The following is a 24362-nucleotide window of genomic DNA, read 5'->3' as shown; positions in this document are numbered from 1 at the left end:
TACGGTCGTTGCTTCTTTTTATGGAGACCTTGCTGTGAACAAGATTTACCCCAGCGCCGCGAAGGCGCTTGAAGGCATCGTGGCCGATGGCCAGTTGCTCGCTGTGGGCGGTTTCGGCCTGTGCGGCATTCCCGAGGCGCTGATCGAGGCGCTCAAGGACAGCGGCGCGAAGAACCTGACCGTGATTTCCAACAACGCTGGCGTGGACGGCTTTGGCTTGGGCAAGCTGCTGGAGACGCGCCAGATCAAGAAGATGATTTCTTCCTACGTGGGCGAGAACAAGGAGTTCGAGCGCCAGTACCTGGCGGGCGAGCTGGAACTGGAATTCACGCCCCAAGGCACGCTGGCAGAAAAGCTGCGCGCCGGCGGCGCGGGCATTCCGGCCTTCTTCACCAAGACCGGTGTGGGCACCATCGTGGCCGAAGGCAAGGAGCTGCGCGAGTTTGACGGCGAGACCTATGTGATGGAACGTGCCTTGGTGCCCGATGTGGCGCTGGTGAAGGCGCACCGTGCTGACAAGTCCGGCAATCTGCAGTTCCGATTTACGGCGCGCAACTTCAACCCCGCCGCGGCCATGGCCGGCAAGATTTGCGTGGTGGAGGTGGAAGAGATTGTGGAAACCGGCGCGATTGCGCCTGACCAGGTGCACCTGCCGGGCATTTACGTGCACCGCGTCGTGCTCAACGCCGCGCCCGAGAAACGCATCGAGAAACGCACCATCACCGAGAAAGCAGGAGTCTGATCATGAGCTGGAGTCAAGACCAAATGGCCGCCCGTGCGGCGCAGGAGCTGGAAGACGGTTTCTATGTGAACTTGGGCATCGGCATCCCCACGCTGGTGGCCAACCATGTCCCCGCCGACAAGGAAGTCTGGCTGCAGAGTGAGAACGGCATGCTGGGCATTGGCCCGTTCCCCACGGAAGACGAGGTGGACGCCGACCTGATCAACGCCGGCAAACAGACCGTGACCACCATCAAGGGCAGCAGCATCTTCGGCAGCCACGACAGTTTTGCCATGATCCGCGGCGGCAAGATCAACCTGTCCATCCTGGGCGCCATGCAGGTCAGCGCCAAGGGCGACCTGGCCAACTGGATGATCCCCGGCAAGATGGTCAAGGGCATGGGCGGCGCCATGGACTTGGTGGCTGGCGTCAAGCGCGTTATCGTGCTTATGGAGCATGTGGCCCGCAAGAAGGACGGCACCACCGACCTGAAGATCCTGCCCCAATGCACCCTGCCGCTGACCGGCGTGGGCGTGGTGGACCGCATCATCACCGACCTGGCTGTCATGGACGTGACGCCCGAGGGCCTGAAGGTGGTGGAGCTGGCGCCGGGCGTCAGCCGCGAGGAGTTGCAGGAGAAAACAGGGGTTCCCCTGCTCTGAAGCAGCGTTGACCCGGGGTAAGATACTTTCGCCAAATTTCAAACCCCGGGGAAAACATGTCCAGAGCGCTCAAATTCCTGATGTTCATCTACTTCGTGGTGTTCCTCACCACGGGAACCTTCATGGTTCTGATCGTCAATGCAGACGAGGGCTCGCAGCCCTGGATCACTTTGCTGGTGCGCAACCACGCTATCGTGTATGCATGGCACTTGGTGTGCTGGATGGTGCTGGGCATGTTCACCAACTACTACTGGGACCTGTTCAACATGGGCAAGGGCATCGAGTCCATGCAGGTGCTGCGCATCGTGCTGCCGCTCTTGGTTTCGCCCTTTGTCTTTATGCCTACCTACAACCTGTGGCTGGCGTCCAGCTCGCAGAGCTACATGCTGTTTGCGGTGATTGCCATCCAGAGTGGCTTCTTCTGGCAAGCTCTGCTGGCCAAGGTGGCTCCGCTGGACAAGCCCACCAGCATTCCCTGGTCGGTCAACAACGGTGCCAGCCGCGCCAACCGGGCCACGGCACCGGTGACACCTGAACTGGGCTGAGCACTGCGCACCATGAAAAACGGGGCCCTTGGGCCCCGTTTTCTTTTGCGTGTCTCGTGTCAGTGGGCGCCGGCTGCCGCACTGGCCGCGCCGCCGCCACCTGCTCCGGCACGTTGGGGACGTGACAGCCACACCAGCGGAATCAGCGCCACGAAGATCAGGGCCGAGGCGTAAAACACATCGTTGGCAGCCAACGTGGCGGCCTGCTGGTCGATCATGCGGTTGATCTGGCTGAGGGCTTGCTCGGTGCTCATGCCGGCGGCATTCAAGCCGCTCAGCGCGCTGTTGGACGCCACGCTGCCCCGGTTGATCATCTCGGTGAGCTGCGCATGGTGCAGGGTGGTGCGGTCTTGCCACAGGGTCACCGAGATCGAGGTGCCGAAGGAGCCGAACAGCACGCGGGTAAAGCTGCTCAAACCCGACGCCGAGGCAATTTTCTCGGGCGGCAAGCCCCCCAGGATGATGCTGGTCAGCGGGATGAAGAACAGCGCCAGCGCAATGCCCTGGATCAGCGTGGGAATCATCATGGTGTTGAAGTCCGACAGCGTGCTGAAGTGCGAGCGCATCCACAACACCAGGGCAAACACCAGAAAAGCGATGGTTGCCAGTCTGCGGGTGTCGAACTTGGCGATGTTCTTGCCGATCACCGGGGACAGGATGATGGCGAAAATGCCCACCGGTGCCATCAGCATGCCCGCCTGAGTGGCGGTGTAGCCCATGAAGCTTTGCAGCCACAAGGGCAGCAGCACGATGTTGCCCATGAACAGACCATAGGCAATCGACATGGCCACCGTGCCAGTCAGGAAGTTGCGCACCTTGAACAGCTTGAGATCCACCACCGGGTGCTCATCGGTCAGTTCCCACGCAATCAGGAAGGCGAAGGCCACCACCGAGAGCACGGTCAGGGCAATGATTTCGTTGGAGTGGAACCAGTCAAGCTCCTTGCCGCGGTCCAACATCATCTGGATGGCTGTTACCGCAATCACCAGCAGGGCCAGGCCCACGGTGTCAATCGGCAGCTTGCGGGTCGGCGTCTCGCGCTTGTGGAAGATGGTCCAGGTGATGAAGCCTGCAATGAAGCCGATGGGCACGTTGATGAAGAAGATCCATCCCCAGTGGGCGTTGTCGGTGATCCAGCCCCCCAGCAACGGGCCCATGACGGGCGCGACCAAGGTGGTCATGGCCCATAGTGCCATGGCCAGCCCGGCCAAGGCCGGCGGGTAGCTCGAGAGCAGCAGCGTCTGGGCGAGCGGCATCATGGGCCCGGCCACAAAGCCCTGCAGTGCGCGTGCACCGATCAGGAAAGGCATGTTGGGTGCAATGCCGCACAGCCAGCTGGAGAGCACAAAGAGCAGCACGCTGGTGACGAACAGGCGGACTTGGCCGAAGCGCTGTGACAGCCAGCCGGTCAGGGGCAGGGCGATGGCGTTGGCCACACCAAAGCTGGTGATGACCCAGGTTCCCTGGTTGGAGCTGACACCGAGGTCGCCGGCGATGGCGGGCAGGGACACGTTGGCAATCGACGAGTCCAGCACATTCATGAACGTGGCGGCGGACAAGGCAATCGTGCCCCACAGGCGCGCCGACCCTTGCAGGGGCGGCGGTGGTGTGTAAGCGGCGGGTGAACTCATGGTGCTTAGGCGCCGGTGTTGGCCTTGGCTGCGGCGTGGGCGCTGGCTTTGACAGTGCGGCCCAGGTTGGTGGCAATGACCTTGCGCACCTCATCGTTGGCCTGCTGGTCCAGCACGGTGTACACGTCGGTCTGCGTGACGGAGGCCGAGCGGGGCGCATCCGCCAGCGACTTGCCGCTCTGGTCGGTCACGTCCACCGTGGCCTCCATGGACAGGCCCACGCGCAGCGGGTTCTGGGCCAGTTGCTCGGCGTCCAGCGCCACACGCACCGGCACACGTTGCACGACCTTGATCCAGTTGCCAGTGGCGTTTTGCGCGGGCAGCAGGGAGAAGGCCGCGCCGGTACCTGCGCCGAGGCCGGCCACGGTGCCCTTGTATTCCATCTTCTTGCCGTACAGGTCAGCGGTCAGCTTCACGGGTTGGCCAATGCGGATGTTGCGCAGCTGCACTTCCTTGAAGTTGGCGTCCACCCAGACTTGGCTGAGGGGGATGATGGACATCAGCGGCGCACCAGCGGCCACGCGCTGGCCCAGTTGTACGGTGCGCTTGGCCACATAGCCATCCACCGGCGCGGGCAGCTCGGCGCGGTGCAGGGCCAGGTAGGCCTCGCGCACTTTGGCCGAGGCGGCCACCACACTGGGGTGGCCTTCGACGTTGGTGCCCTCGGTCAGTGTCTGGTTGCTGGAGAGCTGCTCGCGTGCGGCGGCCACACCGGCCTGGGCGGCGGCCAGGGCGTTTTGGGCAGCCGTCAGCTGCGACTTGGCGTGGTTGAGCTCTTCCTTGGACACGGCACCGTTGCCTGCCAGGGCCTGGCGGCGGTTCAGGTCGTCGGTGGCGCGGGCGATCTCGGTCTGGGCCTTGGCAATGTCGGATTCACGCAGGGTCACCTGGGCTGACAGGGTGCCGTTGTTGGCGTACAGAGTGCGCACCTGGCGCACGGCTTGGGCCAGGTTGGCTTCGGCCTGGTCAAGTGCGACCTTGGCGTCGGCCGGGTCCAGCTTCACCAGGGCCTGGCCAGCTTTCACGAAGTCCGTGTCGTCGGCCATGATGGCGGTGACGGTGCCGCCGACCTGGGGCGTGATCTGGATCACGTTGCCTTGTACGTAGGCGTTGTCGGTTTCTTCGGAGTGGCGGGAGCCGTAGTACTCAAAGCCGCCATAGGCCAGGCCCAGCAGGACGACGATGGAGAGAGCGGTCAGGGCCTTCTTGCGAGCGGGGTTGCCGGCAGGGGTAGCGACGGGAGTGTTGGTTGTGCTCATGGTGGTGTCTTTCAATCAGGTTCGGTCGGTATCTGTGGGGCTTAGCGGGCGGCGGTGTTGCCGGCCTGTGCGGTATGGGTGCTGGTGTCGGCGTCGGTAAAGCCGCCGCCCAGCGCGCGGATGAGCTGGATCTGGGTGTCCACGCTGCGGGCCGCGAGGTCCACGCCCAGCTTGCGCTGTGTGAGCACGGTGGTTTCGGCATTGAGCACGTTCAGGTAGTTGCCTAGGCCGGCTTCATAGCGCTGTACGGCGATGGCGTAGGCGGACTCGGCTGACTGCAGCGCGGCCTTTTGCTCCAGCTGCTGGCGCGCGATGGCTTTGGTGGATGCGAGCTGGTCGGCCACGTCGCGTACCGCATCGACCACGGCCGCGTTGTAGGTTTCGATGGCGGCGTCCAGGTCAGCCGTTTTACCCTTGAGGTTGGCGCGCAGGCGGCCGCCTTCAAACAGGGGCAGACGGATGGCGGGGCCCACGCCCCATTGCGCGCTGCTGCTCTGCACCAGTTTGTCAAAGCCGATGCTGGAGAAGCCGGCAAACGCGGTCAGGTTGATGTTCGGGTAGAACAGGGTCTTGGCGTTGTCCACATCGCGGGTGGAGGCTTCCACGCGCCAGCGGGCAGCCACCACGTCGGCACGGCGGCCCAGCAGGTCCAGCGGGACGGCATCAACCTTGGTTTGCGCGTTTGCTACTGAATTAATAGCTGCTGGCGCACGGCTGACGAGGGTCAGATTCGTATTTTGTTGTCCGGTCAGTGCGGCCAGTGCGTTGATGAGCAGCGCTTCCTGTTCCTTGAGGGCTTCGATCTGGAAGCGGGCGTCGGGCAGGGCGCTCTCGCTGGCGTGCAGTTCGAGCTGGGTGTCCAGGCCGGCTTGCAGGCGGTCTTTCACCAGCTGTCGCGTTTGCTGGCGTTGTGCCAGCGTGCGTTGCGCCACCTCCAACTGGCCCTGAACGCGCATCCACTGGAAGTAGTTGCGCGCCACATTGCTGGCCAGCAGCATGCGGGCGGCCTGGGCATCGGCCTGCGCGGCACGGCCCTGGCCAATGGCGGCGTCCAACGCTGCGCGGTTCTTGCCAAACAGGTCCAGCTCCCAACTACCCGAGGCCTGCAGGGTGGCGATGTCGCGCTCGCTGCCGGCGATGGGTGCGGGCACCAGGCCATTGCGGGTGTAGAGCTGGCGGTTGGCATCCAGGCTGGCGCTCATCTGGGGGGCGCCCGCAGCGTCTGCGTTGTCGATGGACGCCATCACGCGCTGGACGCGGGCCTGGGCCACGCGCAGGCTGGGGTTATTGGCCAGGGCCTTGTCCACCAACTGGTTCAGTTGTTCATCGCCATAGGCTTTCCACCATTGGCTGTCCAGGGCGACACTGTCGGCCGGAATTGCTTGGGTGGACAGGCCGGCTTGCTGGGTGGCGACGGGTTTTGCACTGGAGAAGATGCCGGAGAAATTGGCGCAGGCGGTCAGGGAGGCGATGGCCACGGCGCTCAGGGCAAAGCGGCTCCAGCGCAGCGCTTGGGATGTGGGAGAGGTGGTGTTAGACATTGTTCGCTTCGTTGTCGGAAGAAGGGGAGGCCGCTTGCGATTGCGCAGTGGCCTTGATGCGTTGGGCGTTGTCCAGAATGCGTTGCAGATAGCCCTTGAGCGCGTCGAATTCCTCGGGGCTAAAGCCTTCGAGGTGGGCGTTCTGTACATCGCTGAGGATGCGCGGGATGTCTGCCGCAGCCGTGTTGCCAGCGGGGGTGAGCTCGATGTTCACGACGCGGCGGTCCTGCTCGGAGCGCACGCGCTGGCACAGGCCCTTGGCCTCCATGCGATCCAGCAGACGGGTGGTGGCGCCGTTGTCGATCTCGCAGGCGCGGGCCAGTTCGGCCACGGTGGAAGCTTTCTTGGAATACAGCTTGAAGAGCGGAATCCACTGCGCATTGGTCAGCTCGGTGTGCGCGAGTTCGCGGTCCACCGCTTGGGCAACATGGTTGAGGATGTTGCGCATCAGGTAGCCAATGCTGGCTTCCGGCCGGTAGTTGTGCGGGCTGTAAAACGGAGTGGATGGTTTTGACATGGAATAAATATTAATTGCCTAAGCAAATATTGTCAAGGCTAATATTGCATGGGCTGTTTTTGCTTCGGCAATTGATTAGGCGAAAAAAAGCCCGCCGGAGCGGGCTTGGGTGGGGGAGGTGGGGCTTATTTGAGGATGTCGCCCAGGCAGAGGTATTTCACCTCCACATAGTCGTCCATGCCGAAATGCGAGCCTTCGCGGCCCAGGCCGGATTGTTTGACGCCACCAAAGGGCACGTGTTCGGTGGCCAGAATGCCCACGTTCACGCCCACCATGCCGTACTCCAGCGCTTCGCCCACGCGGTAGATGCGGCCGATGTCGCGGCTGTAGAAGTAGCTGGCCAGGCCGAATTCGGTGGCGTTGGCGGCGTCAATGGCTTCTTGCTCGGTGTTGAACTTGAACACTGGCGCAAATGGGCCGAAGGTTTCTTCGCGGGCGCACAGCATGTCAGCCGTCGCGCCGGACACCACGGTAGGCTCAAAGAACTGGCCCTGCAGCGCGTGGCCGCCGGTTTCCACCTTGCCACCCTTGGCCACGGCGTCGGCCACATGGCGTTTGACCTTCTCCACGGCTGCATCTTCGATCAGCGGACCTTGCAGCACGCCGTCTTCAAAGCCATTGCCCACCTTCATGGTCTTGACCCGGGCAGCAAACTTGGCGACGAACTGGTCGTACACGCCGGCCTGCACATAGAAGCGGTTGGCGCACACACAGGTCTGGCCCGCGTTGCGGTACTTGCTGGCGATGGCGCCTTCGACGGCGGAATCCACATCGGCGTCGTCAAACACGATGAAGGGTGCGTTGCCGCCCAGCTCCAGTGACAGCTTCTTGATGGTGGGCGCACTTTGCGCCATCAGGATGCGGCCGACTTCGGTGGAGCCGGTGAAGCTCAGGTGGCGCACCACGTCGCTGGCGCAGATGACCTTGCCCACAGCGATGGAGTTGTCGCTGTCGGCGGTGATCATGTTGAGCACGCCGGCCGGAATGCCGGCGCGGATGGCCAGTTCGGCCGCAGCCAGCGCCGTCAGTGGGGTGAGTTCGGCGGGCTTGATGAGCACGGTGCAGCCGGCGGCCAGCGCGGGTGCTACCTTGCGGGTGATCATGGCCAGCGGGAAGTTCCACGGCGTGATGGCCGCGCACACGCCGATGGGCTGCTTGATGACCATGAGGCGGCGGTTGTTGTCGAACTGGGGCAGGGTTTCGCCGTTAACGCGCTTGGCCTCTTCGGCAAACCATTCCACAAAGCTCGCACCATAGGCAATTTCGCCCTTGGCCTCGGCAAATGGCTTGCCTTGCTCGGCCGTCATGATGCGGGCCAGGTCGTCCTGGTTGGCCATGAGCAGGTCGAACCACTTGCGCAGCAAGATGCTGCGCTCCTTGGCGGTCTTGCCCTTCCAGGCGGGCCAGGCGGCGTTGGCCGCCGCGATGGCGGCTTCGGCGTCGGCCGGGCCCAGGTTGGCCACGTCAGCCAGTTTTTCACCGGTGGCGGGGTCCAGCACGTCGAAGCGACTGGCGCCGGGCAGCCAGGCGCCGTTGAGCAGTGCGTCGGTCTTGAGCAGGCTGGGGTCTTTGAGCAGGGAGAGGGGAGAGTTGGACATCGTGGCTCCTGAAAATTCAATGAAATTGGCCTCTAGCCCTCGTGGAATTTGCGCGAGCAGCTATGGAATATGTAGCGAAATCGGGTCTTTATCGGGTCTTTGCCCGGCTTGCGCAGATCGGTTCAGACGATATTAGGCCTGCAATGTGTCATCCCTTGCGGCCACGCAGCCATTCCAGTACCAGCAGCATGCTGGTGGTGAAGAGGATCAGCAGGGTGGCCACGGCGGCGATGGTGGGCGAGATGTTTTCGCGGATGCCGGTGAACATCTGGCGCGGCAGGGTGGTCTGCTCCGCGCCCGCCAGAAAGAGCGTAACCACCACTTCGTCAAACGAGGTGGCAAACGCGAACAGCGCGCCCGAGATGACGCCCGGCGCAATCACCGGCAGGGTGACGCGCATGAAGGTGTTGAACGGCGTTTCGCCCAGGCTCAGCGAGGCACGCACCAGGTTGTGGTTGAAGTTGGCCAGCGTCGCCAGCACGGTGGTGAGCACAAAGGGGGCACCCAGCGCGGCGTGTACCGCGATCAGCCCCACGTAGCTGTCCGTCAGGCCCAGTGGCGCGAAGTACAGATAGGTCGCCACGCCCACCACGATGATGGGGACCACCATGGGCGCAATGAGGATCGCCATCAGCAGGCCCTTGAAGCGGAACTCGGTGCGTGAGAGCCCCACGGCCGCCAGTGTGCCGAGCACGGTGGCCACCAGCGTAGCTGCTGGCGCGACGATGAAGCTGTTGCGCACGGCGCTGGACCACTCGGGTGCGGTAAACAGGTGGCTGTACCACTTGGTCGACCAGCCGGGGATGGGGTAGGTCAGGAAGGAGCTGCTGGAGAAGGACAGCGGGATGATGGCCAGGATGGGCGCGAGCAGGTAGCCCAGCACCAGCACGCAGACGATACGCAGCAGCCACCAGCCGGCCTTGTCAGCCAGCGTGAAGTACAGGGGGAATTCGGGCAGTTTGAACATGGGCGCATTCCTCAGGCCAGGGCCAGGTCGGTCTTGCCAATGCGGCGGTACACGCCGTAGAGCACCAGGGTGGTCACCAGCAGCAGGGCACCCAGGGCGCAGGCCATGCCCCAGTTGACTTCGACGTTGGTATAGCGGGCGATGTAGTAGCTCAGCATCTGGTCATCCGCGCCGCCCAGCAGGGCCGGCGTGATGTAGTAGCCGATGGCCAGGATGAACACCAGCAGGGCGCCAGCGCCCACGCCGGGGAAGGTCTGCGGCACATAGACCCGCACAAAGGCGGCCAGCGGCGCACTGCCCAGCGAGACGGCGGCGCGCACATAGGTGGGCGGCACGCTTTTCATCACGCTGTAGAGCGGCAGGATCATGAAAGGCAGCAGGATATGCACCATGGAAATGACCACGCCGGTGCGGTTGAACAGCAGGGCCAGCGGCTCGCTGATGATGCCCACGCTGAGCAGGGCGCCGTTGACCAGTCCTTCAGACTGCAGCAGCACAATCCACGCCGCCACGCGCACGAGGATGGATGTCCAGAACGGCACCAGCACCAGAATCATTAGTACATTGGCCTTGCGCTCGGGCAGGGTGGACAGCCAGTAGGCCAGCGGGTAGGCCAGCAGCAGGCACAGCAGGGTGACGACAAAGCCGATGTGGAAGGTGCGCAGCAGGATGCCGCTGTAGGCGCGCAGCTCTTCGGGCATACGTTCGATGTGGCCTGCTGCGTCGCGCTTGAGGTCGACAGAGGCGAGCAGGTAGTCCGGCGTCCAGCGGGAGCCGTTCTTGGCAATCGCCTGCCAGAAGCCGGGTTCGGCCCAGCGCGGGTCTTTGTCCAGCAGCTGCTGGCGCAGGGATTCTGCATCGCCTTCCAACGGCAAAGCCTTGTAGGCACCCATGATGAGAGAGCGCGCACCGGGGGCTTCGGTGTTCAGGCGGCGGGCAAGCGCGCCGGCATCGGCGGTGTCTGGCAGGTGCGATAAATCTTTCACCAGCGCCGAGTAGGCCGCGGGCTTGGGGGCAGAGCTGTGGTCCCAGTCGGCCAGGGCTTCCACCGTGTTGGGCAGTGCCTTGGCGACTTCGGGGTTCTCGACCGCGCGCATGAGCAGCGCGCCAATAGGGATCAGCAACGTCAGGAGCAGAAACACCAGCAAGGGTAGTGTCAGGCTGAAGGCCCGCCATTTGCGGCGGGACTCCGCGCGCGAGAGTGCCGCACGGAGATTGCCCGGGGGCTGGATGGCACTGGCTTGCATGGACATGGATTCAGGCTCCTGACGGTCTTCTGCGGATTACTGGGTTGCCCAGGCAGCGAAGCGCTTCTCCAGGGCTTCGCCCTGGTCCGCCCAGAAGGTGGTGTTGAACTGCAGGGCTTCCTTGGCGTTCTTCTCAGATGTAGGCAAGTCGCTCAAGATCTTCTTGTCCAGCTTGGCCAGGGCCTTCTTGTTGGTCGGTCCGTAGGCAATGTTCTGGGCGTAAACAGCTTGGTTCTCGGGCTTCATGGCGAAGTTCAGGAACTTGTACGCAGCGTCCTTCTTGGCCGTGCCCTTGGGGATGACCCAGTAGTCCAGGTCATAGATGCCGCCGGGCCAGAAGATCTGCAGGTTGCGACCTTCGCGGTTGGCAGCGTCGATGCGGCCGTTGTACACGGTGGACAGCACCACGTCACCCGCCACCAGGAACTGGGGCGCCTGGGCGCCGGCTTCCCACCACTGGATGCTGGGCTTGAGGGCCATCAGCTTCTTGAAGGCACGCTCGGCACCTTCCTTGGTGCCCAGCACCTTGTAGACGTCGGCGGGCTTCACGCCATCGGCCAGCAGTGCAAATTCGAGGTTGTAGCGCGCACCCTTGCGCATGCCGCGCTTGCCAGGGATCTTTGCGGTGTCAAAGAAGTCAGCCCAGCTGGTGGGGGCCTTCTTGAGCTTGTCGCCGTTGTAGGCCATCACGGTGGACCACACAAAAATACCGACACCGCATTCGCTCACGGCGGAGGGCAGCAGGTCGGCCTTGGGGGCGATCTTGCTGTAGTCCAGCTTCTCGAACAGGCCTTCGTCGCAGCCGCGGGCCACGTCGGGGGATTCCACTTCCACCAGGTCCCAGGTCACGTTCTTGGTTTCCACCATGGCCTTGACCTTGGCCTGCTCACCGTTGTATTCCACGGCGGTGACCTTGATGCCTTCCTTGGCAACGGGCTCGTAGTAGGCCGCCTTCTGGGCGTTGGCATTGGCACCGCCGAAGTTGACGACGGTGATGGCGTCTTCCGCGTGGGCAGTGAATGCCAGGCAGGCGCTCAGCGATGCCAGAGCGATCAGGCTTTTTTTCATGGGAACAGTTCCTTTGGGTAGTGAAGTGAAGGACAGGGGACGGGGGAAAAATTCAGAGCGCGTAGATGCGCGCAAACGCAGCGGGAAACTCCAGGTGCACCACGCTGCCCATGGGCGGCGGCGTGATGGCGCAGGGGTGTGTGAGGGCCAGCTTGACGGTGGCCGCGGCTTGGCCACTGCCTAGCTCGCATTGCAGGCGCACATGGTCGCCGTAGTAGACGATGCCGCTGACCCTCGCTGGCAGGCAGTTGTCGCTGGCGGGGGCTTGCACATGCAGCGCAATGCGCTCGGGGCGTACGCACACCTCCACCTTGGTGCCGCTGGTGCTCTGGTTGACGTTCACGCCGGACAAGCGTTGCGGCAGACCTTCCAGCTCGACCTCGCCGGCATGGTTCAACGTACCGCGCAGCACCGTGCTGTCGCCCACAAAGCCGGCGACAAAGCGGTTGATGGGTGCCTCGTACAGGCTTTGCGCATCGGCCAGTTGCTGGATCACACCTTCGTTAAACACAGCCACGCGGTCGCTCATGGTCAGGGCTTCGCCCTGGTCATGCGTCACATAGACAAAGGTGACGCCGAGCTGGCGGTGCAGCTCCTTCAGCTCCAGTTGCATGTGTTCGCGCAACTGCTTGTCCAGGGCGCCCAGGGGCTCGTCCATGAGCACCAGCTGCGGTTCAAACACAAGAGCACGGGCCAGTGCCACGCGCTGCTGCTGTCCGCCGGAAAGGCGGGTCGGCATGCGATCGCCCATGCCGCTCAGGCGCACCATGTCCAGTGCCTTCTTGACCCGCGTTTCCTGCTCGGACTGGGGTACCTTGCGCACGGTCAGCGGGTAGGCCACGTTCTGCGCCACGGTCATGTGCGGAAACAGCGCGTAGTTCTGGAACACCATGCCGAAGTTGCGTTTGTGCGGCGGGGTGCGGGTGATCTGTTTGCCGTCGAGCAAGATGTCACCCGCCGTGGGCGACTCAAAGCCGGCCAGCATCATCAGCGTGGTGGTCTTGCCCGAGCCCGAAGGGCCCAGCAGGCTCAGGAACTCGCCGCGCTGGATGTCGAGGTCCAGCGAGCGCACCACCAGCTGTTCGCCGTCGTACGTTTTCTGTACTCCGGCAAATCGCACTAGCGGTTCTGAGGAAGAGGTGTGTTGCATGGTGGTGGTCGTTGGGGCGATCAGGCGACGGCAGCGAAGCTCTCGGCGAGGATGGCCAGGCCTTCTTCCAGCAGGGCGTCGGAGGCGGTGAGCGGCACCAGAATGCGGACCACGTTGCCGTAGGTGCCGCAAGACAGGAGGATGAGGCCACGGCGGGCGGCTTCGGCCACCACCTTCTTGGTCAAGGCGGCGTCGGGTCGGTCGGTGTCACCGTCTTCAAACAGTTCAATCGCCACCATGGCACCCAGGCCGCGCACATCGCCAATGGCGGGTACCTTGGTGGCCAGGTCTTTCAGATTGCGTACCAGCAGTGCACCCATGTCCTGGCTGCGGGTCAGCAATTTCTCGGCCTCAAATGCCTTGATGACGGCCAGTGCGGCTGCGCAGGCTACCGGGCTGCCGGCGTAGGTGCCGCCCAGACCACCCGCCGCAGGGGCGTCAATCACGTCCGCACGGCCCACCACGCCGGAGAGCGGGAAGCCGCCGGCCAGCGACTTGGCGGTGGTGATCAGGTCAGGCGCAACGGGCCACTGTTCGCAAGCAAACCAGGTGCCGGTGCGGCCAGCGCCAGTTTGCACTTCATCGGCAATCAGCAGGATGTCGTAGCGGTCGGCCAGGTCCTTGAGGCCGGCAATGAATTCGGGCGGGGCAACATAGAAACCACCTTCGCCCTGCACAGGCTCCACGATGAAGGCTGCCACGCGCTCGGGCTCCACATCGTTCTTGAAAATCAGTTCCACCGAGTGCAGCGCATCGGCCACGCTCACGCCGTGCAGTGCGTTGGGGAACAGGGCGTGGAACACTTCGCCGGGGAAGGGGCCAAAGCCGATCTTGTAGGGGGCTACCTTGCCGGTCAGGCCCAGCGTCAGGTTGGTACGGCCGTGGTAGCCGCCGGTGAAGGCGATCACGCCGGGGCGCTTGGTATAAGCGCGGGCGATCTTGATGGCGTTTTCAACAGCCTCGGCGCCGGTGGTCAGCAACAGGCTCTTTTTGGCAAAGTTGCCGGGTGCCAGCTGGTTCAGGCGCTCGCAGACTTCCACATAGGGTTCGTAGGCCACGACCTGGAAGCAGGTGTGGGTGTACAGGTCGAGCTGGGCTTTTACGGCTTCGATCACTTCGGGGTGCAGGTGACCGGTGTTGAGTACGGCAATGCCGCCGGCAAAGTCGATGAAGCGGCGGCCTTCCACATCCCAGAACTCGGCATTGCGTGCGTTCTTGATGAAGATCTCGTGGGCCTGGCCCACGCCGCGGGCCACGGCAGTCTGGCGGCGGGCGAGGAGGGCGGAGTTGAGAAGCTTGCGGTCTGTTTGCATGGCGTTAGTGGAAGTGGTTGAAAACGGATGGCAGAACTATAGGAATCTGTTTACAGCCCGTCCATGTACACACAGCGCCAAATTCCAGAACACTGTGCAGGTCTAGAATCCTGTACAGGCTTTCCCTAGTTTGGTGCGCGTGGCGCATACTCCACCCGCCCTTCAGTTCGCCGTTTTCTCCCGATGCTCACTCTAAGTCCGGACATTTCAACCCCCTTGGTCAGCCAGATCGTGGACGGACTGCGTGGCCTGATAGCCGGACAGGTGCTCAAGCCTGGCAGCAAACTGCCCTCCATACGCGCATTTGCTGCGACGCACAATGTCAGCATCTTCACAGTCGTCGAGGCCTATGACCGGCTGGTAGCGCAAGGCTGGCTGGTGTCCCGTGCGCATGCGGGGTTCTTTGTCAAACGGCGGGACGACGCCGCTGCGGTGGCCGGTGGCGGCAACCCGCTGCCTCCGGAAGTGCCCCGTTTTGATGCGCGTTGGTACCTCAAGCAAATTTTCGAGAACCGAAACCTGCCACTCAAGCCCGGCTGCGGCTGGCTGCCACACGACTGGCTGTTTGGCGACGCGGTGCGCCGCAGCATGCGCCAGCTCTCGACCGAAGGTCCGGAGCTGGATGGCTATGGTCTGCCTTACGGACATATGGCCCTGCGCATGATCATTGCGGAATCCCTGAGTGAGCGCCATATCTCGGTGGAAGCCAGCCAGGTGCTCATGACCCATGGCTCCAGCCAGGCGCTGGACCTGGTGGCCCGCTGCCTGCTCAAACCCGGCGACACCGTGCTGGTGGATGACCCGGGCTACCCCAACCTGCTCTACATGTTGCGCTTCCTGGGCGTGCAGCTCGTTGGCGTGCCGCGCACCCCCACTGGCTACGACCTCCCTGCGCTGGAAGCCCTGTTGCAGCAGCACCGGCCCAAGGCCTTTTTCACGCAGCCGCGCTTGCAGAGCCCCACCTGCTCGGTGGCGTCCACAGCGCAGCTGCACCGCCTGTTGCAACTGGCGGACCAGCATGACTTTGTGCTGGTGGAGAACGATATCTATGCCGACATGGACGTGGCCACACGTTCCACGCTGGCCAGCCTGGACCAGTTGCGGCGCGTGGTCTATGTTGGCAGCTATTCCAAGACCATCTCGCCCAATTTGCGGGTGGGATACATCCTGGCTCGCGCGGATCTGCTGGCGGAGTTTGTGCAGCTCAAGATGGTGGCCGGCCTGACCTCATCCGAGATTGCCGAACGGGTGACCTTTGGCGTCATTACCGATGGCCGCTGGCGCAAGCATCTGAAGTCTCTGCGTGACCGCTTGGGAGAAGCCCAGCGCCAGGTGGGGCGACGGTTGGACAGCTTGGGCTTCGAGCTCTTTCACGAGCCCGAGGCGGGGATGTACCTCTGGGCGCGCCATCCTGACTTGCCGGATAGCGCAGAGCTCTCGCAGGCTGGAACCGGTGAAGGCATCATGTTGGGCCCGGGCCAACTGTTTCTGGTGGAGCCCCGCACCACGGGCTGGCTCCGTTTCAATGTGGCCTTTTGCTCGGATGAACGCCTGTGGCGCTTCCTGGAGCAGCGTATCGAAATGGGCCAGCGCGTGGCGCAGGACTAGCCGTTCAGAGCAGCCCGCGTCCTGCGAGGTTGCGCATCAGGTGCGACGCGCCAAACGTCCATGGCGGGCACTGGTCGCAACGCTGCATGCGGTTGCGCAAAGTGCCCAGCTTGGGCGTGGTGATGGTCACCACATCGCCCAGCTTGTGGGTGAAGCCGCCACCCACCGTGTCGCGGTCCTGCACCGGGGCAAACAGGGTGCCCAGGAACAGCATGGCTCCATCGGGGTATTGGTGGTGTGGGCCGATCATCTGCGCGGCCAGGTCAGCCGGGTCGCGGCTGATGCGCGCCATGCTGGAGAACCCGTCCATCACGAAACCGTCTGTGCCTTCCACACGCAGCGTGAGTGTGGCTTGGCGCACGTCGTCCAGGGTGAAGCTGGCGTCAAACAGGCGAATGAACGGGCCAATCGATGCCGAGGCATTGTTGTCCTTGGCCTTGCCCAGCAGCAGGGCCGAGCGGCCTTCCACATCGCGCAGGTTCACATCGTTGCCCAGCGCCGCACCCACGATCTCACCGCGTGAGTTCACTGCCAGCACCACCTCAGGCTCGGGGTTGTTCCAGCTGGAGGCCGGGTGCAGACCGGCATCCGATCCGCTGCCCACCGCTGCCAGCACCGGAGCCTTGGTGAATATCTCGGCGTCCGGGCCAATGCCCACTTCCAGGTATTGACTCCAGGCACCCTGGGCAATCAGCACCTGCTTGAGTGCCAAGGCCTGTTCGGAGCCGGGCTTGAGTTGGGAGAGATCATCGCCAATCAGGGCCTGGATCTCTTTGCGTATGGCCGCGGCTGCGGCCGGATTGCCGCGCGCTTTCTCCTCGATCACGCGCTCCAGCATGGAGGTGGCAAAGGTGACGCCCGCCGCTTTCACGGCTTGCAGGTCGCAGGGCGCGAGCAGCCAGGGGCGGTCGGCCTGGCGCGTGGCGGCGCTGCTGTTGGCCAGGAGCTCCTCCAGCGTGCAGAGCACCTCGCCTTGGGCTTCGCGCAATGCGGTGGCCGGGTTGGGTGCTTCGCAGATATCGCGCGCCGTGGGGTACTGCGCGCTGATATCCACCACCTGGCCGGCGCGCAGGGCCACCACGCTGGGGCCTTGCACATCGGGTCGCCAGACGCGGCCCAGCAGGGCACCGGCTGTACCGTCGGCGGGGAGGGTGTTGTCGCTTGTCAGTTGCATGGTGGTTTATCCGGTCACATAGCCCATGGTCTGTGGTAGCCACAGCACGATCTGGGGGAAGAAGGTCATGGCCAGCAGCAAGCACAGCAGCATGACGAGGAAGGGCCAACCCTCTTTCATCATCTCGCCGATCGGGATGCCGGTGAGCGCCTTGGTCACGAACAGCAGCATGCCAAAGGGCGGGTGAATCAGGCCAATCATCATGTTGAGCACGACCAGCACGCCGAAGTGCACCAGGTCCACACCCAGCAGCTTGGCAGCAGGCAAGAGCATGGGCACGAAGACCAGCAGCAGCACCGATACGTCGAGGAAGCAGCCCAGCACCAGGAACATGACGTTCACCAGCAGCAGGAACTGGATCTTCGTGAGGTGCATGCTTTCCACCCATTGCGCCATGCTTTGCGGTACGCCTTCCGCGGTGAAGGCGTAGTTGAGCATGAAGGAGCCGGCCAGAATCAGGGTGATCACGGCGCTGCCGCGCGTGGATTCCAGCACCACGCCCCAGAAGCTGCGCCAGGTCAGCGCGCGGAACACGACTGCCGCGAGGATCAATGCGTGCAATGCAGCCACGGCGGCGGCTTCAGTCGGCGTGAAGGCGCCGGAGTAGATGCCCCCCAGCAGCACGATGGGCATGGACAGGGGCAGTGCGCCGCGGAAGATCAGCCCGGCCCACTCGGAGCGCGGCACCGGGTCGTCTTTGGGCATATTGCGCTTGACGGCGATGACGTGGACCGTGCCCATCATCAGAGCTGCCATCAGAAAGCCCGGCACCACACCACCCAGAAACAGCGCGCCGACCGAAGCGCCTGACACCAGGGCGTAGATGACCATGGGGATGCTGGGCGGAATGATGGGGCCCAGCGTGGCACTGGCCACCACTACGGCGCCGGCAAAGCCGCGGGTGTATTCGGGCTTCTTGAGCATCTGGCGAATCGTGACCAGACCGGGGCCGGCCGCATCGGCAATGGCGCTGCCGCTCATGCCGGAGAAAATCACGCTGACCAGAATGTCCACCTGCGCCAGCCCGCCGCGCATGCGGCCGACCAGAATGCGGCAGAAGTCAAAAATGCGTTCGCTGACGGTGCCTGCATTCATGATGTTGGCGGCGAACACAAACAGCGGCACGGCCAGCAGCACATAGCTGTTGTAGAGGCCGTTGCCGATCTGTTCGGCGACCAGGCCGATGTCCTGGCCCTTGACTAGGAGGTAGGCAATGCCCGAGGCGATCATCGAAAAACCGATGGGCATGCGCAGCAACATGCCACCCACAAGCACCGCCACCATACTCCAGATACCCCAATTCATAGTCGCAACTCCGCTTCCAGGCCGATGCCACGCACGGCGTTCCAGATGGCCCAGGCGCAGCGGATCACGAGACCGATCAGCATCAGCACAAAGGGCAAGAAAATCCAGCTGAAGGGAATGCCCAGCACGGGCGAACCTTCGCGCGCCATGAAGTGCACATAGTCCCAACTAGCCGGGATGGCGACCAGTGCCAGGCCACCGACGAGCAGATTGCCCACGATGCGCAGCACCAGACGGGTCGGGGTGTTCACGCTGTTCCATAGCAGGTCGAACACCACGTGTTCGCGCTCGGGAACCACCGCAGCAGCGGCCCACAGAATCACCCAGACATACAGAATGACCGCCGCTTCATCGGTCCAGGGCAGCGGTTTGTTGAACACAAAGCGCGCCACGATCTGAATGATGAAGACGATGAACAGGACGAGAAAAAGGCCGCCGCCCAGAAGGTTGGCGGCCTGTTGCAGTCGACGCAGCATGGTGGTGGCGTCTTACTTTGTGGCGTTGATGCGGTCCAGCAGGCCTTTGGGCCATACCTTGGCGTACTCCGAGTTCTGGTAGGCCGTTTGCACCGTGGTGCGGAAGGCGTTCACGTCCGGTGTGCTGACCTGCAGGCCTTCCTTCTTGAAGAATTCCACGAGCTGCGCTTCTTCCTTGACGCGGTTTTCGTTGTTGTAGGCGGCAGCGGCCTGGGCTGCGGCGGTTACCTTTTGCTTCTGCGCGGGAGTCAGCGCGTTGAAGCTCTTGTTGGAGATGGCGATAAAGATGCCGTCCACCAGATGGCTGGTCAGCACCAGTTGCTTGGTCACTTCATAGAACTTGGCCGCGCGCACGGAGGGCAGGGGGTTGTCCTGGCCATCGATGGTGCCGGTCTTCAGGCCCATGTACACCTCGCCAAAGGCCAGCGGCGTGGCCGTGGCACCCAGGGCGTCGCCCAGGAACAGCCATTCCTTGGAGCCGGGCATGCGCAGCTTCACGCCCTTCAGGTCGGCTGGGGTCTTGACGGGCTTGGCTTCGCGCAGGTTCACCTGGCGTGTGCCCAGGTAGACAGTGGACAGCGGGGTAACGTCCATTTTTTCGGACACCAGCTTGAACAGCTCGGTGCCAATGGGGCCGTTGAAGATCTTCTGTTGCTGGTCGGGGTCGCGCACCACGTAGCCGGCCGTGAAGATGGAGAACTCGGGCACCAGCTTGGCAATGTCGAAGGCCGAGATGCTGGACAGCTCCAGGTTGCCGCGTGCCATGGCAGCGGGCTCGGTGCCTTGCTTGAACAGGGTGGCGTTCAGGTTGATCTGGACATCGAACTCACCGGGGGCCGTTTTCTCCAGTTGTTCCTTGAACACGGTCCACATCTTGGCGTGCCAGTCGTCCGGCACGGCGGGGGTGGAAATGCGCAGCACAGTCTTGCCCTGGGCCATGGCGGGCAGAGCTGGCAGTGTGCTGGCGCCCAGCGCGGCGGCGGCACCCAGCAGAGTGCGGCGGTTCAGGTGGGATGCAGTCATGGTCTTGTCTCCTTTAGTTATGGCAATGTTGACTTCGGCTTACACGTGGCTCAAAGCGGCGCCGATGGCACGATACCCGCTACGCACGGCTTCCAGCTCGGCGCTGTCCAGGGGGCTCAGTGGCGCGCGCATGGCCAGCCATGCATCATCGCCGGTTTGCTCGGCCAGCATGGCTTTGTACACGCCCACGAAAGGCATGCCGGGCCGGATGGAGAGCAACTTGAGCAGATCCAGGATCAGTTGGGCATCGCTGGGCGCCACCTTGTCGGGGGCGCTCATGACGCGCTTCATGAGGCGCGGCGCAATATTGGCCAGGCCATTGATGGAGCCCGAGCCGCCTTCGCACATCACCGGAGCCACATCGGGTTCGGCGCCGACCAGGATGGCCAGCTTCGGGAAGGCGTGTGCCAGTCCCAGTGAGTGCTCGCGATCACCGCTGCTGTCTTTCACGCCCACGACCTGGCCCGGATGGCGGCGCACCAACTCGGCGATGGCCGTGTGTGAAAAACCGAAGGTGCTCATGAAGGGGAAGTGGTAGAGCAGAAGCTTCAATCCATCGTCGCCAATGCCGCGCACGACTTGCGAGACGGCTTCGATGACGCCGGCTTCGCGCGGCTGGTTGAAGAAGAAGGGCGGCATCAGCATCTGGCGGTGCACGCCCAAGCGGCTGGCATGCTGGCCCAGTTCAATGGCTTCTCCCAGTGCCAGCGCGGTGGTGGTGACGATGATCTGGTCCGCGCGGATGCCGGCGCCCAGGAAGGATTCAAGCAGGCCCTTGCGTTCGGTCAGCGTGAAGGCGGGGCCTTCGCCGGTGGTGCCAAACAGGGTGACGCCGTCGCAGCCTGCGTCCAGCATGCGCTTGGCGTGGGCAATGGCGCGCGGGGTGTCCAGTGCGCTATCGGCGCCAACCGGTAGAAGCAGGGCAGGCCAGAGGCCGTGGATATCGGGGTTCAAACGTTTCTCCTTGAGGTGTCGGGGGTGGTCCATTCGCTGCGCACCTGCTCCAGGGGCGCATTCATCACGCGGCTGCGCGCGCTGCTGATGTGGTCTTCCAGTAGCTCCATGGCCAGGGCCGCGTCACGCTGGCGCAGGGCTTCGATGAAGCGCAGGTGTTCCTGCATGGCCGGGATCAGGCGGCCCGGCGTGATCACGCTGTGTTCCAGCTTGATCAGGCGCACACGCAGGCTGTTCACGCGGTACTGGTCGGAAATGATGTCGTTGCCCAGGGCATCAACCATGCGGTCGTGCAGGCCCCAGTCCACGGCCTGCGCGTCGTCGAGCAGGGCGGTGTCGTTCAGCGCGTCGGGCGCTTCGGCGCGGCGCAGGATGTCGCGGTGGCTGGCTTCGATGGCGGCCAGCTCGGCCTCGCTGGCGCTGCGCACAAAGTTCAGCACCGCCTCGCGCTCGATCATGGAGCGCACCTGGAAGGCGTTGCGGATCAGTTTCAGGTCCACATGGGCAATCTGCAGGCCGCGCTGGGGCACGGTCTTGACCAGTCCAGCCGCTTCCAGGCGCGGAATCATCTCCCGCACAGCGCCCAGCGGCATGTCCAGCAGGGCCATGAGCTCGCGCTGGGACACAAATTGCCCGGCGCGGATGCCACCCGTGAAGATTTGCTGCGTAAAGCCTTGGTAGGCCCGCGCACGTTGGCTGGTGGATTCGTCGGAAATGCTGGCTGCAGCCTGTGTCATGACTGACATGTTAGTTAGATCTCAGTAAAACTCCCCTCGGTATTTACCCTTGCTTGCTTCGCCCTGCGCATACCGGCTGGCGCCCGGCGCGGGGCGGCGATAATAGAAGGTTCCTACGACCTCTTGTCACCCCTTGCGCGAAGAAAACCAGACATGACCCAGCCCGTAATGAGTGTTGCCGACATTCGCAAAACCTTCCTCGACTTCTTTGCCTCCAAGGGCCATACCGTGGTGGCGTCCAGCCCGCTGGTGCCGGGCAACGACCCCACGCTGATGTTCACCAACTCGGGCATGGTGCAGTTCAAGGATGTGTTCCTGGGCACCGACAAGCGCTCGTACGTGCGCGCCGCTTCCGTGCAAGCCTGCCTGCGTGCCGGCGGCAAGCACAACGATCTGGAGAACGTGGGCTACACCGCGCGCCACCACACCTTCTTCGAGATGCTGGGCAACTGGAGCTTTGGCGACTACTTCAAGAAGGAAAGCCTGAACTGGGCGTGGGAGCTGTTGACCCAGGTATACAAGTTGCCCGCCGAGAAGCTGTACGCCACGGTCTACCAGGAAGACGACGAGGCGTACGCCATCTGGGAAGATATCTTTGTCAAGTCCGGCTGGACGCCCGAGCGCGTGAAGCAGGAGGGGCGCATCATCCGCATCGGCGACAACAAGGGTGGCCGCTACAAGAGCGACAACTTCTGGATGATGGCCGACACCGGCCCCTGTGGCCCCTGCTCGGAAATCTTTTACGACCACGGTGCCCACATCCCCGGCGGCCCCCCCGGCAGCCCCGAGGAAGACGGCGACCGCTTCATCGAAATCTGGAACAACGTGTTCATGCAGTTCGACATGGCGGCCGACAGCTCGGTCACCAAGCTGCCCGCGCCTTGTGTGGACACTGGCATGGGCCTGGAGCGCCTGGCCGCCATCCTGCAGCATGTGCACAGCAACTACGAGATCGACCTGTTCGACACGCTGATCAAGGCCGCATCGCGCGAGACCGGCTGCGCCGACCTGGGCAACAAGAGCCTGCGCGTGATTGCAGACCACATTCGCGCCACCGCCTTCTTGGTGAGCGATGGTGTGATCCCGAGCAACGAAGGCCGCGGCTATGTGCAGCGCCGCATCGTGCGCCGCGCCATCCGCCACGGCTACAAGCTGGGTCAGAAGACTCCCTTCTTCCACAAGTTGGTGAAAGACCTGGTGCAGGTGATGGGCGCCGCCTATCCGCACATGGCATCGCAGGAAGCCCGCATCACCGAAGTGCTGCGCGTAGAAGAAGAGCGCTTCTTCGAAACGCTTGCCACCGGCATGCAGATCCTGGACGAAGCCTTGGCTGGCGGCGCGAAGGTACTGCCCGGCGAAGTGGCCTTCAAGCTGCACGACACCTATGGCTTCCCGCTGGACCTCTCGGCCGACGTGTGCCGCGAAAACGGTGTGGATGTGGACGAGGCTGGCTTCAAGGCCGCCATGGAGCAGCAAAAGGCCAAGGGCCGTGCGGCCGGCAAGTTCAAGATGGACAAGGCGCTGGAATACTCCGGCGCGAGCAACACCTTTGTGGGCTACGACCACCTGACCCAAGCTAGCAAAATCGTAGCGCTTTACGCAGATGGCACGCCGGTTACCGAGCTAAAAGCCGGTCAGGATGGCGTGGTGGTGCTGGACACCACCCCCTTCTACTCCGAGAGCGGTGGCCAGGTCGGTGACGAGGGCACGCTGTCGTCCTCTACTGGCGTGTTTGAAGTGGCCGACACGCAGAAGATCAAGGCCGATGTGTTTGGCCACCACGGCACGCTCAAGAGCGGCAGCCTCAAGGTGGGTGATAGCGTGACCGCCCAGGTGGACGCTGCCAAGCGCGCTGCCACCCAGCGCAACCACTCGGTCACCCACTTGCTGCACAAAGCCCTGCGCGAAGTGCTGGGTGACCACGTGCAGCAAAAAGGTAGCCTGGTGAACGCCGAGCGCACGCGCTTTGACTTCGCGCACAACGCGCCCGTCACCGACGAACAAGTGCAGCAGATCGAGGCCATCGTGAACGCGGAAATCCTGAGCAACGCGGCTACCCAGGCGCGCCTGATGGACATTGAGGCCGCTAAACAAACCGGCGCCATGATGTTGTTCGGCGAAAAATACGGTGAAGTGGTGCGCGTGCTAGACATCGGTACCACTACCGAACTGTGCGGTGGCACTCACGTGCAGCGCACGGGCGATATCGGCCTGTTCAAGGTGGTGGCTGAAGGTGGCGTGGCCGCCGGCGTGCGCCGTATTGAAGGCGTAACCGGCCAGGGCGCTTTGGCCTACCTGCAAGACTTGGAAAGCACCGTCACAGCTGCCGCTTCTACCCTGAAGGCCCCAGTAGCCGAGCTGGGCCACCGACTGGGCCAGGTGCTGGACCAGGTGAAGGCGCTGGAAAAAGAAGTGGCGGCCTTGAAGGGCAAGCTGGCATCCGCCCAGGGCGATGAGCTGGCAGGCAGCGCGGTCGACATGAACGGCATCAAGGTGCTGGCTGCCAAGCTCGAAGGTGCTGACGCCAAGACCCTGCGCGACACCATGGACAAGCTAAAGGACAAGCTCAAGAGCGCGGTCATCGTGCTGGGTGCGGTGGATGGCGACAAGGTGCAGATCGCGGCTGGCGTGACGGCCGACGCGGTGGCCAAGGTCAAGGCCGGCGAGCTGGCCAACTTTGTGGCCGGGCAGGTCGGTGGCAAGGGCGGCGGCAAGCCCGACATGGCCATGGCCGGCGGTACCGAGCCCGCCAAGCTTCCCGCGGCCCTGGCCAGCGTGCAGGCCTGGGTCAGCGCCAAGCTGTAATCCGATTGCGAGTGGTTCTTGCTATCAAAGCAGGAGCTGCTCGCGCAGATTCGACGCGGGC

21 protein-coding genes are annotated in these 24362 nt (G+C 63.5%); 5 read left to right on the top strand and 16 right to left on the bottom strand.

The annotated features are described in order from the left end of the window. The first annotated feature begins 34 nt into the window (after positions 1 to 34). The 3 genes from AC1RNN_RS07595 to AC1RNN_RS07585 are packed head-to-tail and all read left to right on the top strand — an operon-like array spanning position 35 to position 1928. Positions 35 to 742, top strand: a complete 708-nt coding sequence (locus AC1RNN_RS07595) for a CoA transferase subunit A (protein ID WP_493087295.1) — start codon at positions 35 to 37, stop codon at positions 740 to 742. A gap of 2 nt (positions 743 to 744) precedes the next feature. Continuing rightward, complete coding sequence (locus AC1RNN_RS07590) at positions 745 to 1383, top strand: CoA transferase subunit B (protein WP_493087297.1); 639 nt, start codon at positions 745 to 747, stop codon at positions 1381 to 1383. Between the two features lie 56 nt (positions 1384 to 1439). Beyond that, complete coding sequence (locus AC1RNN_RS07585; protein WP_493087299.1) at positions 1440 to 1928, top strand: hypothetical protein; 489 nt, start codon at positions 1440 to 1442, stop codon at positions 1926 to 1928. A 59-nt stretch (positions 1929 to 1987) separates the two neighbouring features. Here the strand turns inward: AC1RNN_RS07585 and AC1RNN_RS07580 are convergent, their stop codons facing one another. The 10 genes from AC1RNN_RS07580 to gabT form a co-directional block, all read right to left on the bottom strand. Next, positions 1988 to 3559: a DHA2 family efflux MFS transporter permease subunit gene (locus AC1RNN_RS07580; RefSeq protein ID WP_493087301.1), complete on the bottom strand. Its 1572-nt coding sequence runs from the start codon at positions 3557 to 3559 to the stop codon at positions 1988 to 1990. A gap of 5 nt (positions 3560 to 3564) precedes the next feature. After that, the gene (locus tag AC1RNN_RS07575; RefSeq protein WP_493087303.1) at positions 3565 to 4818 is read right to left on the bottom strand and encodes an HlyD family secretion protein; all 1254 of its coding nucleotides are present in this window, start codon (positions 4816 to 4818) and stop codon (positions 3565 to 3567) included. A 41-nt stretch (positions 4819 to 4859) separates the two neighbouring features. Further along, positions 4860 to 6359 (bottom strand): efflux transporter outer membrane subunit, encoded by a 1500-nt coding sequence (locus AC1RNN_RS07570; RefSeq protein ID WP_493087305.1) that lies wholly within the window; start codon positions 6357 to 6359, stop codon positions 4860 to 4862. Beyond that, positions 6352 to 6876 carry a MarR family winged helix-turn-helix transcriptional regulator gene (locus AC1RNN_RS07565; protein WP_493087307.1) on the bottom strand — a complete coding sequence of 175 codons (525 nt, stop codon included), beginning with the start codon at positions 6874 to 6876 and terminating at the stop codon, positions 6352 to 6354. Before AC1RNN_RS07565 ends, AC1RNN_RS07570 begins: the two co-directional genes overlap by 8 nt. Before the next feature lie 125 nt (positions 6877 to 7001). Next, complete coding sequence (locus AC1RNN_RS07560; protein WP_493087309.1) at positions 7002 to 8474, bottom strand: NAD-dependent succinate-semialdehyde dehydrogenase; 1473 nt, start codon at positions 8472 to 8474, stop codon at positions 7002 to 7004. Positions 8475 to 8622: 148 nt separating this feature from the next. Beyond that, complete coding sequence (locus tag AC1RNN_RS07555) at positions 8623 to 9441, bottom strand: ABC transporter permease (RefSeq protein ID WP_493087311.1); 819 nt, start codon at positions 9439 to 9441, stop codon at positions 8623 to 8625. 11 nt (positions 9442 to 9452) lie between these two features. Then, a complete protein-coding gene (locus AC1RNN_RS07550) occupies positions 9453 to 10694 on the bottom strand; it encodes an ABC transporter permease (RefSeq protein WP_493087313.1) in 1242 nt (413 codons plus the stop codon). A gap of 30 nt (positions 10695 to 10724) precedes the next feature. After that, positions 10725 to 11756, bottom strand: a complete 1032-nt coding sequence (locus AC1RNN_RS07545; protein ID WP_493087315.1) for an ABC transporter substrate-binding protein — start codon at positions 11754 to 11756, stop codon at positions 10725 to 10727. 52 nt (positions 11757 to 11808) lie between these two features. After that, positions 11809 to 12906 (bottom strand): ABC transporter ATP-binding protein, encoded by a 1098-nt coding sequence (locus AC1RNN_RS07540; RefSeq protein ID WP_493087317.1) that lies wholly within the window; start codon positions 12904 to 12906, stop codon positions 11809 to 11811. Positions 12907 to 12926: 20 nt separating this feature from the next. Continuing rightward, a complete protein-coding gene (gene gabT, locus AC1RNN_RS07535; RefSeq protein ID WP_493087319.1) occupies positions 12927 to 14219 on the bottom strand; it encodes a 4-aminobutyrate--2-oxoglutarate transaminase in 1293 nt (430 codons plus the stop codon). Positions 14220 to 14402: 183 nt separating this feature from the next. On the opposite strand from gabT, the gene AC1RNN_RS07530 reads away from it, so the two are divergent. Continuing rightward, positions 14403 to 15827, top strand: coding sequence for an aminotransferase-like domain-containing protein (locus AC1RNN_RS07530; protein ID WP_493087321.1), 1425 nt, complete (start codon positions 14403 to 14405; stop codon positions 15825 to 15827). A gap of 4 nt (positions 15828 to 15831) precedes the next feature. Here AC1RNN_RS07530 and AC1RNN_RS07525 read toward each other — a convergent pair whose 3' ends face one another. The 6 genes from AC1RNN_RS07525 to AC1RNN_RS07500 are packed head-to-tail and all read right to left on the bottom strand — an operon-like array spanning position 15832 to position 21505. Further along, entirely contained in the window at positions 15832 to 17001 is a 1170-nt protein-coding gene (locus tag AC1RNN_RS07525) for a fumarylacetoacetate hydrolase family protein (protein WP_493087323.1), read from the bottom strand. Between the two features lie 6 nt (positions 17002 to 17007). Then, on the bottom strand, positions 17008 to 18306 hold the full coding sequence (locus AC1RNN_RS07520; protein ID WP_493087325.1) for a TRAP transporter large permease: 1299 nt from the start codon (positions 18304 to 18306) through the stop codon (positions 17008 to 17010). Beyond that, complete coding sequence (locus tag AC1RNN_RS07515) at positions 18303 to 18782, bottom strand: TRAP transporter small permease (protein WP_493087327.1); 480 nt, start codon at positions 18780 to 18782, stop codon at positions 18303 to 18305. Before AC1RNN_RS07515 ends, AC1RNN_RS07520 begins: the two co-directional genes overlap by 4 nt. 12 nt (positions 18783 to 18794) lie before the next feature. Continuing rightward, positions 18795 to 19805 carry a sialic acid TRAP transporter substrate-binding protein SiaP gene (locus AC1RNN_RS07510; protein ID WP_493087329.1) on the bottom strand — a complete coding sequence of 337 codons (1011 nt, stop codon included), beginning with the start codon at positions 19803 to 19805 and terminating at the stop codon, positions 18795 to 18797. Positions 19806 to 19844: 39 nt separating this feature from the next. After that, positions 19845 to 20792: a dihydrodipicolinate synthase family protein gene (locus tag AC1RNN_RS07505; RefSeq protein WP_493137358.1), complete on the bottom strand. Its 948-nt coding sequence runs from the start codon at positions 20790 to 20792 to the stop codon at positions 19845 to 19847. Then, a complete protein-coding gene (locus AC1RNN_RS07500) occupies positions 20756 to 21505 on the bottom strand; it encodes a GntR family transcriptional regulator (protein ID WP_493137356.1) in 750 nt (249 codons plus the stop codon). The genes AC1RNN_RS07505 and AC1RNN_RS07500 overlap by 37 nt, the downstream gene beginning before the upstream one ends. A 144-nt stretch (positions 21506 to 21649) precedes the next feature. On the opposite strand from AC1RNN_RS07500, the gene alaS reads away from it, so the two are divergent. Beyond that, positions 21650 to 24301 (top strand): alanine--tRNA ligase, encoded by a 2652-nt coding sequence (gene alaS / locus AC1RNN_RS07495; protein ID WP_493087335.1) that lies wholly within the window; start codon positions 21650 to 21652, stop codon positions 24299 to 24301. The last annotated feature ends 61 nt before the right edge of the window (positions 24302 to 24362 follow it).

It is taken from the genome of Rhodoferax sp. GW822-FHT02D07 (genome assembly GCF_058802405.1).
Note: the sequence above shows the minus strand (reverse complement) of the source record. Positions and strands in the feature narration are given on the sequence as shown.

Excerpts from the sequence above, each read along its gene's own strand:
- AC1RNN_RS07590 (WP_493087297.1), top strand. The coding sequence starts at position 745 with ATGAGCTGGAGTCAAGACCAAATGGCCGCCCGTGCGGCGCAGGAGCTG.
- AC1RNN_RS07585 (WP_493087299.1), top strand. The coding sequence starts at position 1,440 with ATGTCCAGAGCGCTCAAATTCCTGATGTTCATCTACTTCGTGGTGTTC.
- AC1RNN_RS07580 (WP_493087301.1), bottom strand. The coding sequence starts at position 3,559 with ATGAGTTCACCCGCCGCTTACACACCACCGCCGCCCCTGCAAGGGTCG.
- AC1RNN_RS07575 (WP_493087303.1), bottom strand. The coding sequence starts at position 4,818 with ATGAGCACAACCAACACTCCCGTCGCTACCCCTGCCGGCAACCCCGCT.
- AC1RNN_RS07570 (WP_493087305.1), bottom strand. The coding sequence starts at position 6,359 with ATGTCTAACACCACCTCTCCCACATCCCAAGCGCTGCGCTGGAGCCGC.
- AC1RNN_RS07565 (WP_493087307.1), bottom strand. The coding sequence starts at position 6,876 with ATGTCAAAACCATCCACTCCGTTTTACAGCCCGCACAACTACCGGCCG.
- AC1RNN_RS07560 (WP_493087309.1), bottom strand. The coding sequence starts at position 8,474 with ATGTCCAACTCTCCCCTCTCCCTGCTCAAAGACCCCAGCCTGCTCAAG.
- AC1RNN_RS07555 (WP_493087311.1), bottom strand. The coding sequence starts at position 9,441 with ATGTTCAAACTGCCCGAATTCCCCCTGTACTTCACGCTGGCTGACAAG.
- AC1RNN_RS07550 (WP_493087313.1), bottom strand. The coding sequence starts at position 10,694 with ATGTCCATGCAAGCCAGTGCCATCCAGCCCCCGGGCAATCTCCGTGCG.
- AC1RNN_RS07545 (WP_493087315.1), bottom strand. The coding sequence starts at position 11,756 with ATGAAAAAAAGCCTGATCGCTCTGGCATCGCTGAGCGCCTGCCTGGCA.
- AC1RNN_RS07540 (WP_493087317.1), bottom strand. The coding sequence starts at position 12,906 with ATGCAACACACCTCTTCCTCAGAACCGCTAGTGCGATTTGCCGGAGTA.
- gabT (WP_493087319.1), bottom strand. The coding sequence starts at position 14,219 with ATGCAAACAGACCGCAAGCTTCTCAACTCCGCCCTCCTCGCCCGCCGC.
- AC1RNN_RS07530 (WP_493087321.1), top strand. The coding sequence starts at position 14,403 with ATGCTCACTCTAAGTCCGGACATTTCAACCCCCTTGGTCAGCCAGATC.
- AC1RNN_RS07525 (WP_493087323.1), bottom strand. The coding sequence starts at position 17,001 with ATGCAACTGACAAGCGACAACACCCTCCCCGCCGACGGTACAGCCGGT.
- AC1RNN_RS07520 (WP_493087325.1), bottom strand. The coding sequence starts at position 18,306 with ATGAATTGGGGTATCTGGAGTATGGTGGCGGTGCTTGTGGGTGGCATG.
- AC1RNN_RS07515 (WP_493087327.1), bottom strand. The coding sequence starts at position 18,782 with ATGCTGCGTCGACTGCAACAGGCCGCCAACCTTCTGGGCGGCGGCCTT.
- AC1RNN_RS07510 (WP_493087329.1), bottom strand. The coding sequence starts at position 19,805 with ATGACTGCATCCCACCTGAACCGCCGCACTCTGCTGGGTGCCGCCGCC.
- AC1RNN_RS07505 (WP_493137358.1), bottom strand. The coding sequence starts at position 20,792 with ATGGACCACCCCCGACACCTCAAGGAGAAACGTTTGAACCCCGATATC.
- AC1RNN_RS07500 (WP_493137356.1), bottom strand. The coding sequence starts at position 21,505 with ATGTCAGTCATGACACAGGCTGCAGCCAGCATTTCCGACGAATCCACC.
- alaS (WP_493087335.1), top strand. The coding sequence starts at position 21,650 with ATGACCCAGCCCGTAATGAGTGTTGCCGACATTCGCAAAACCTTCCTC.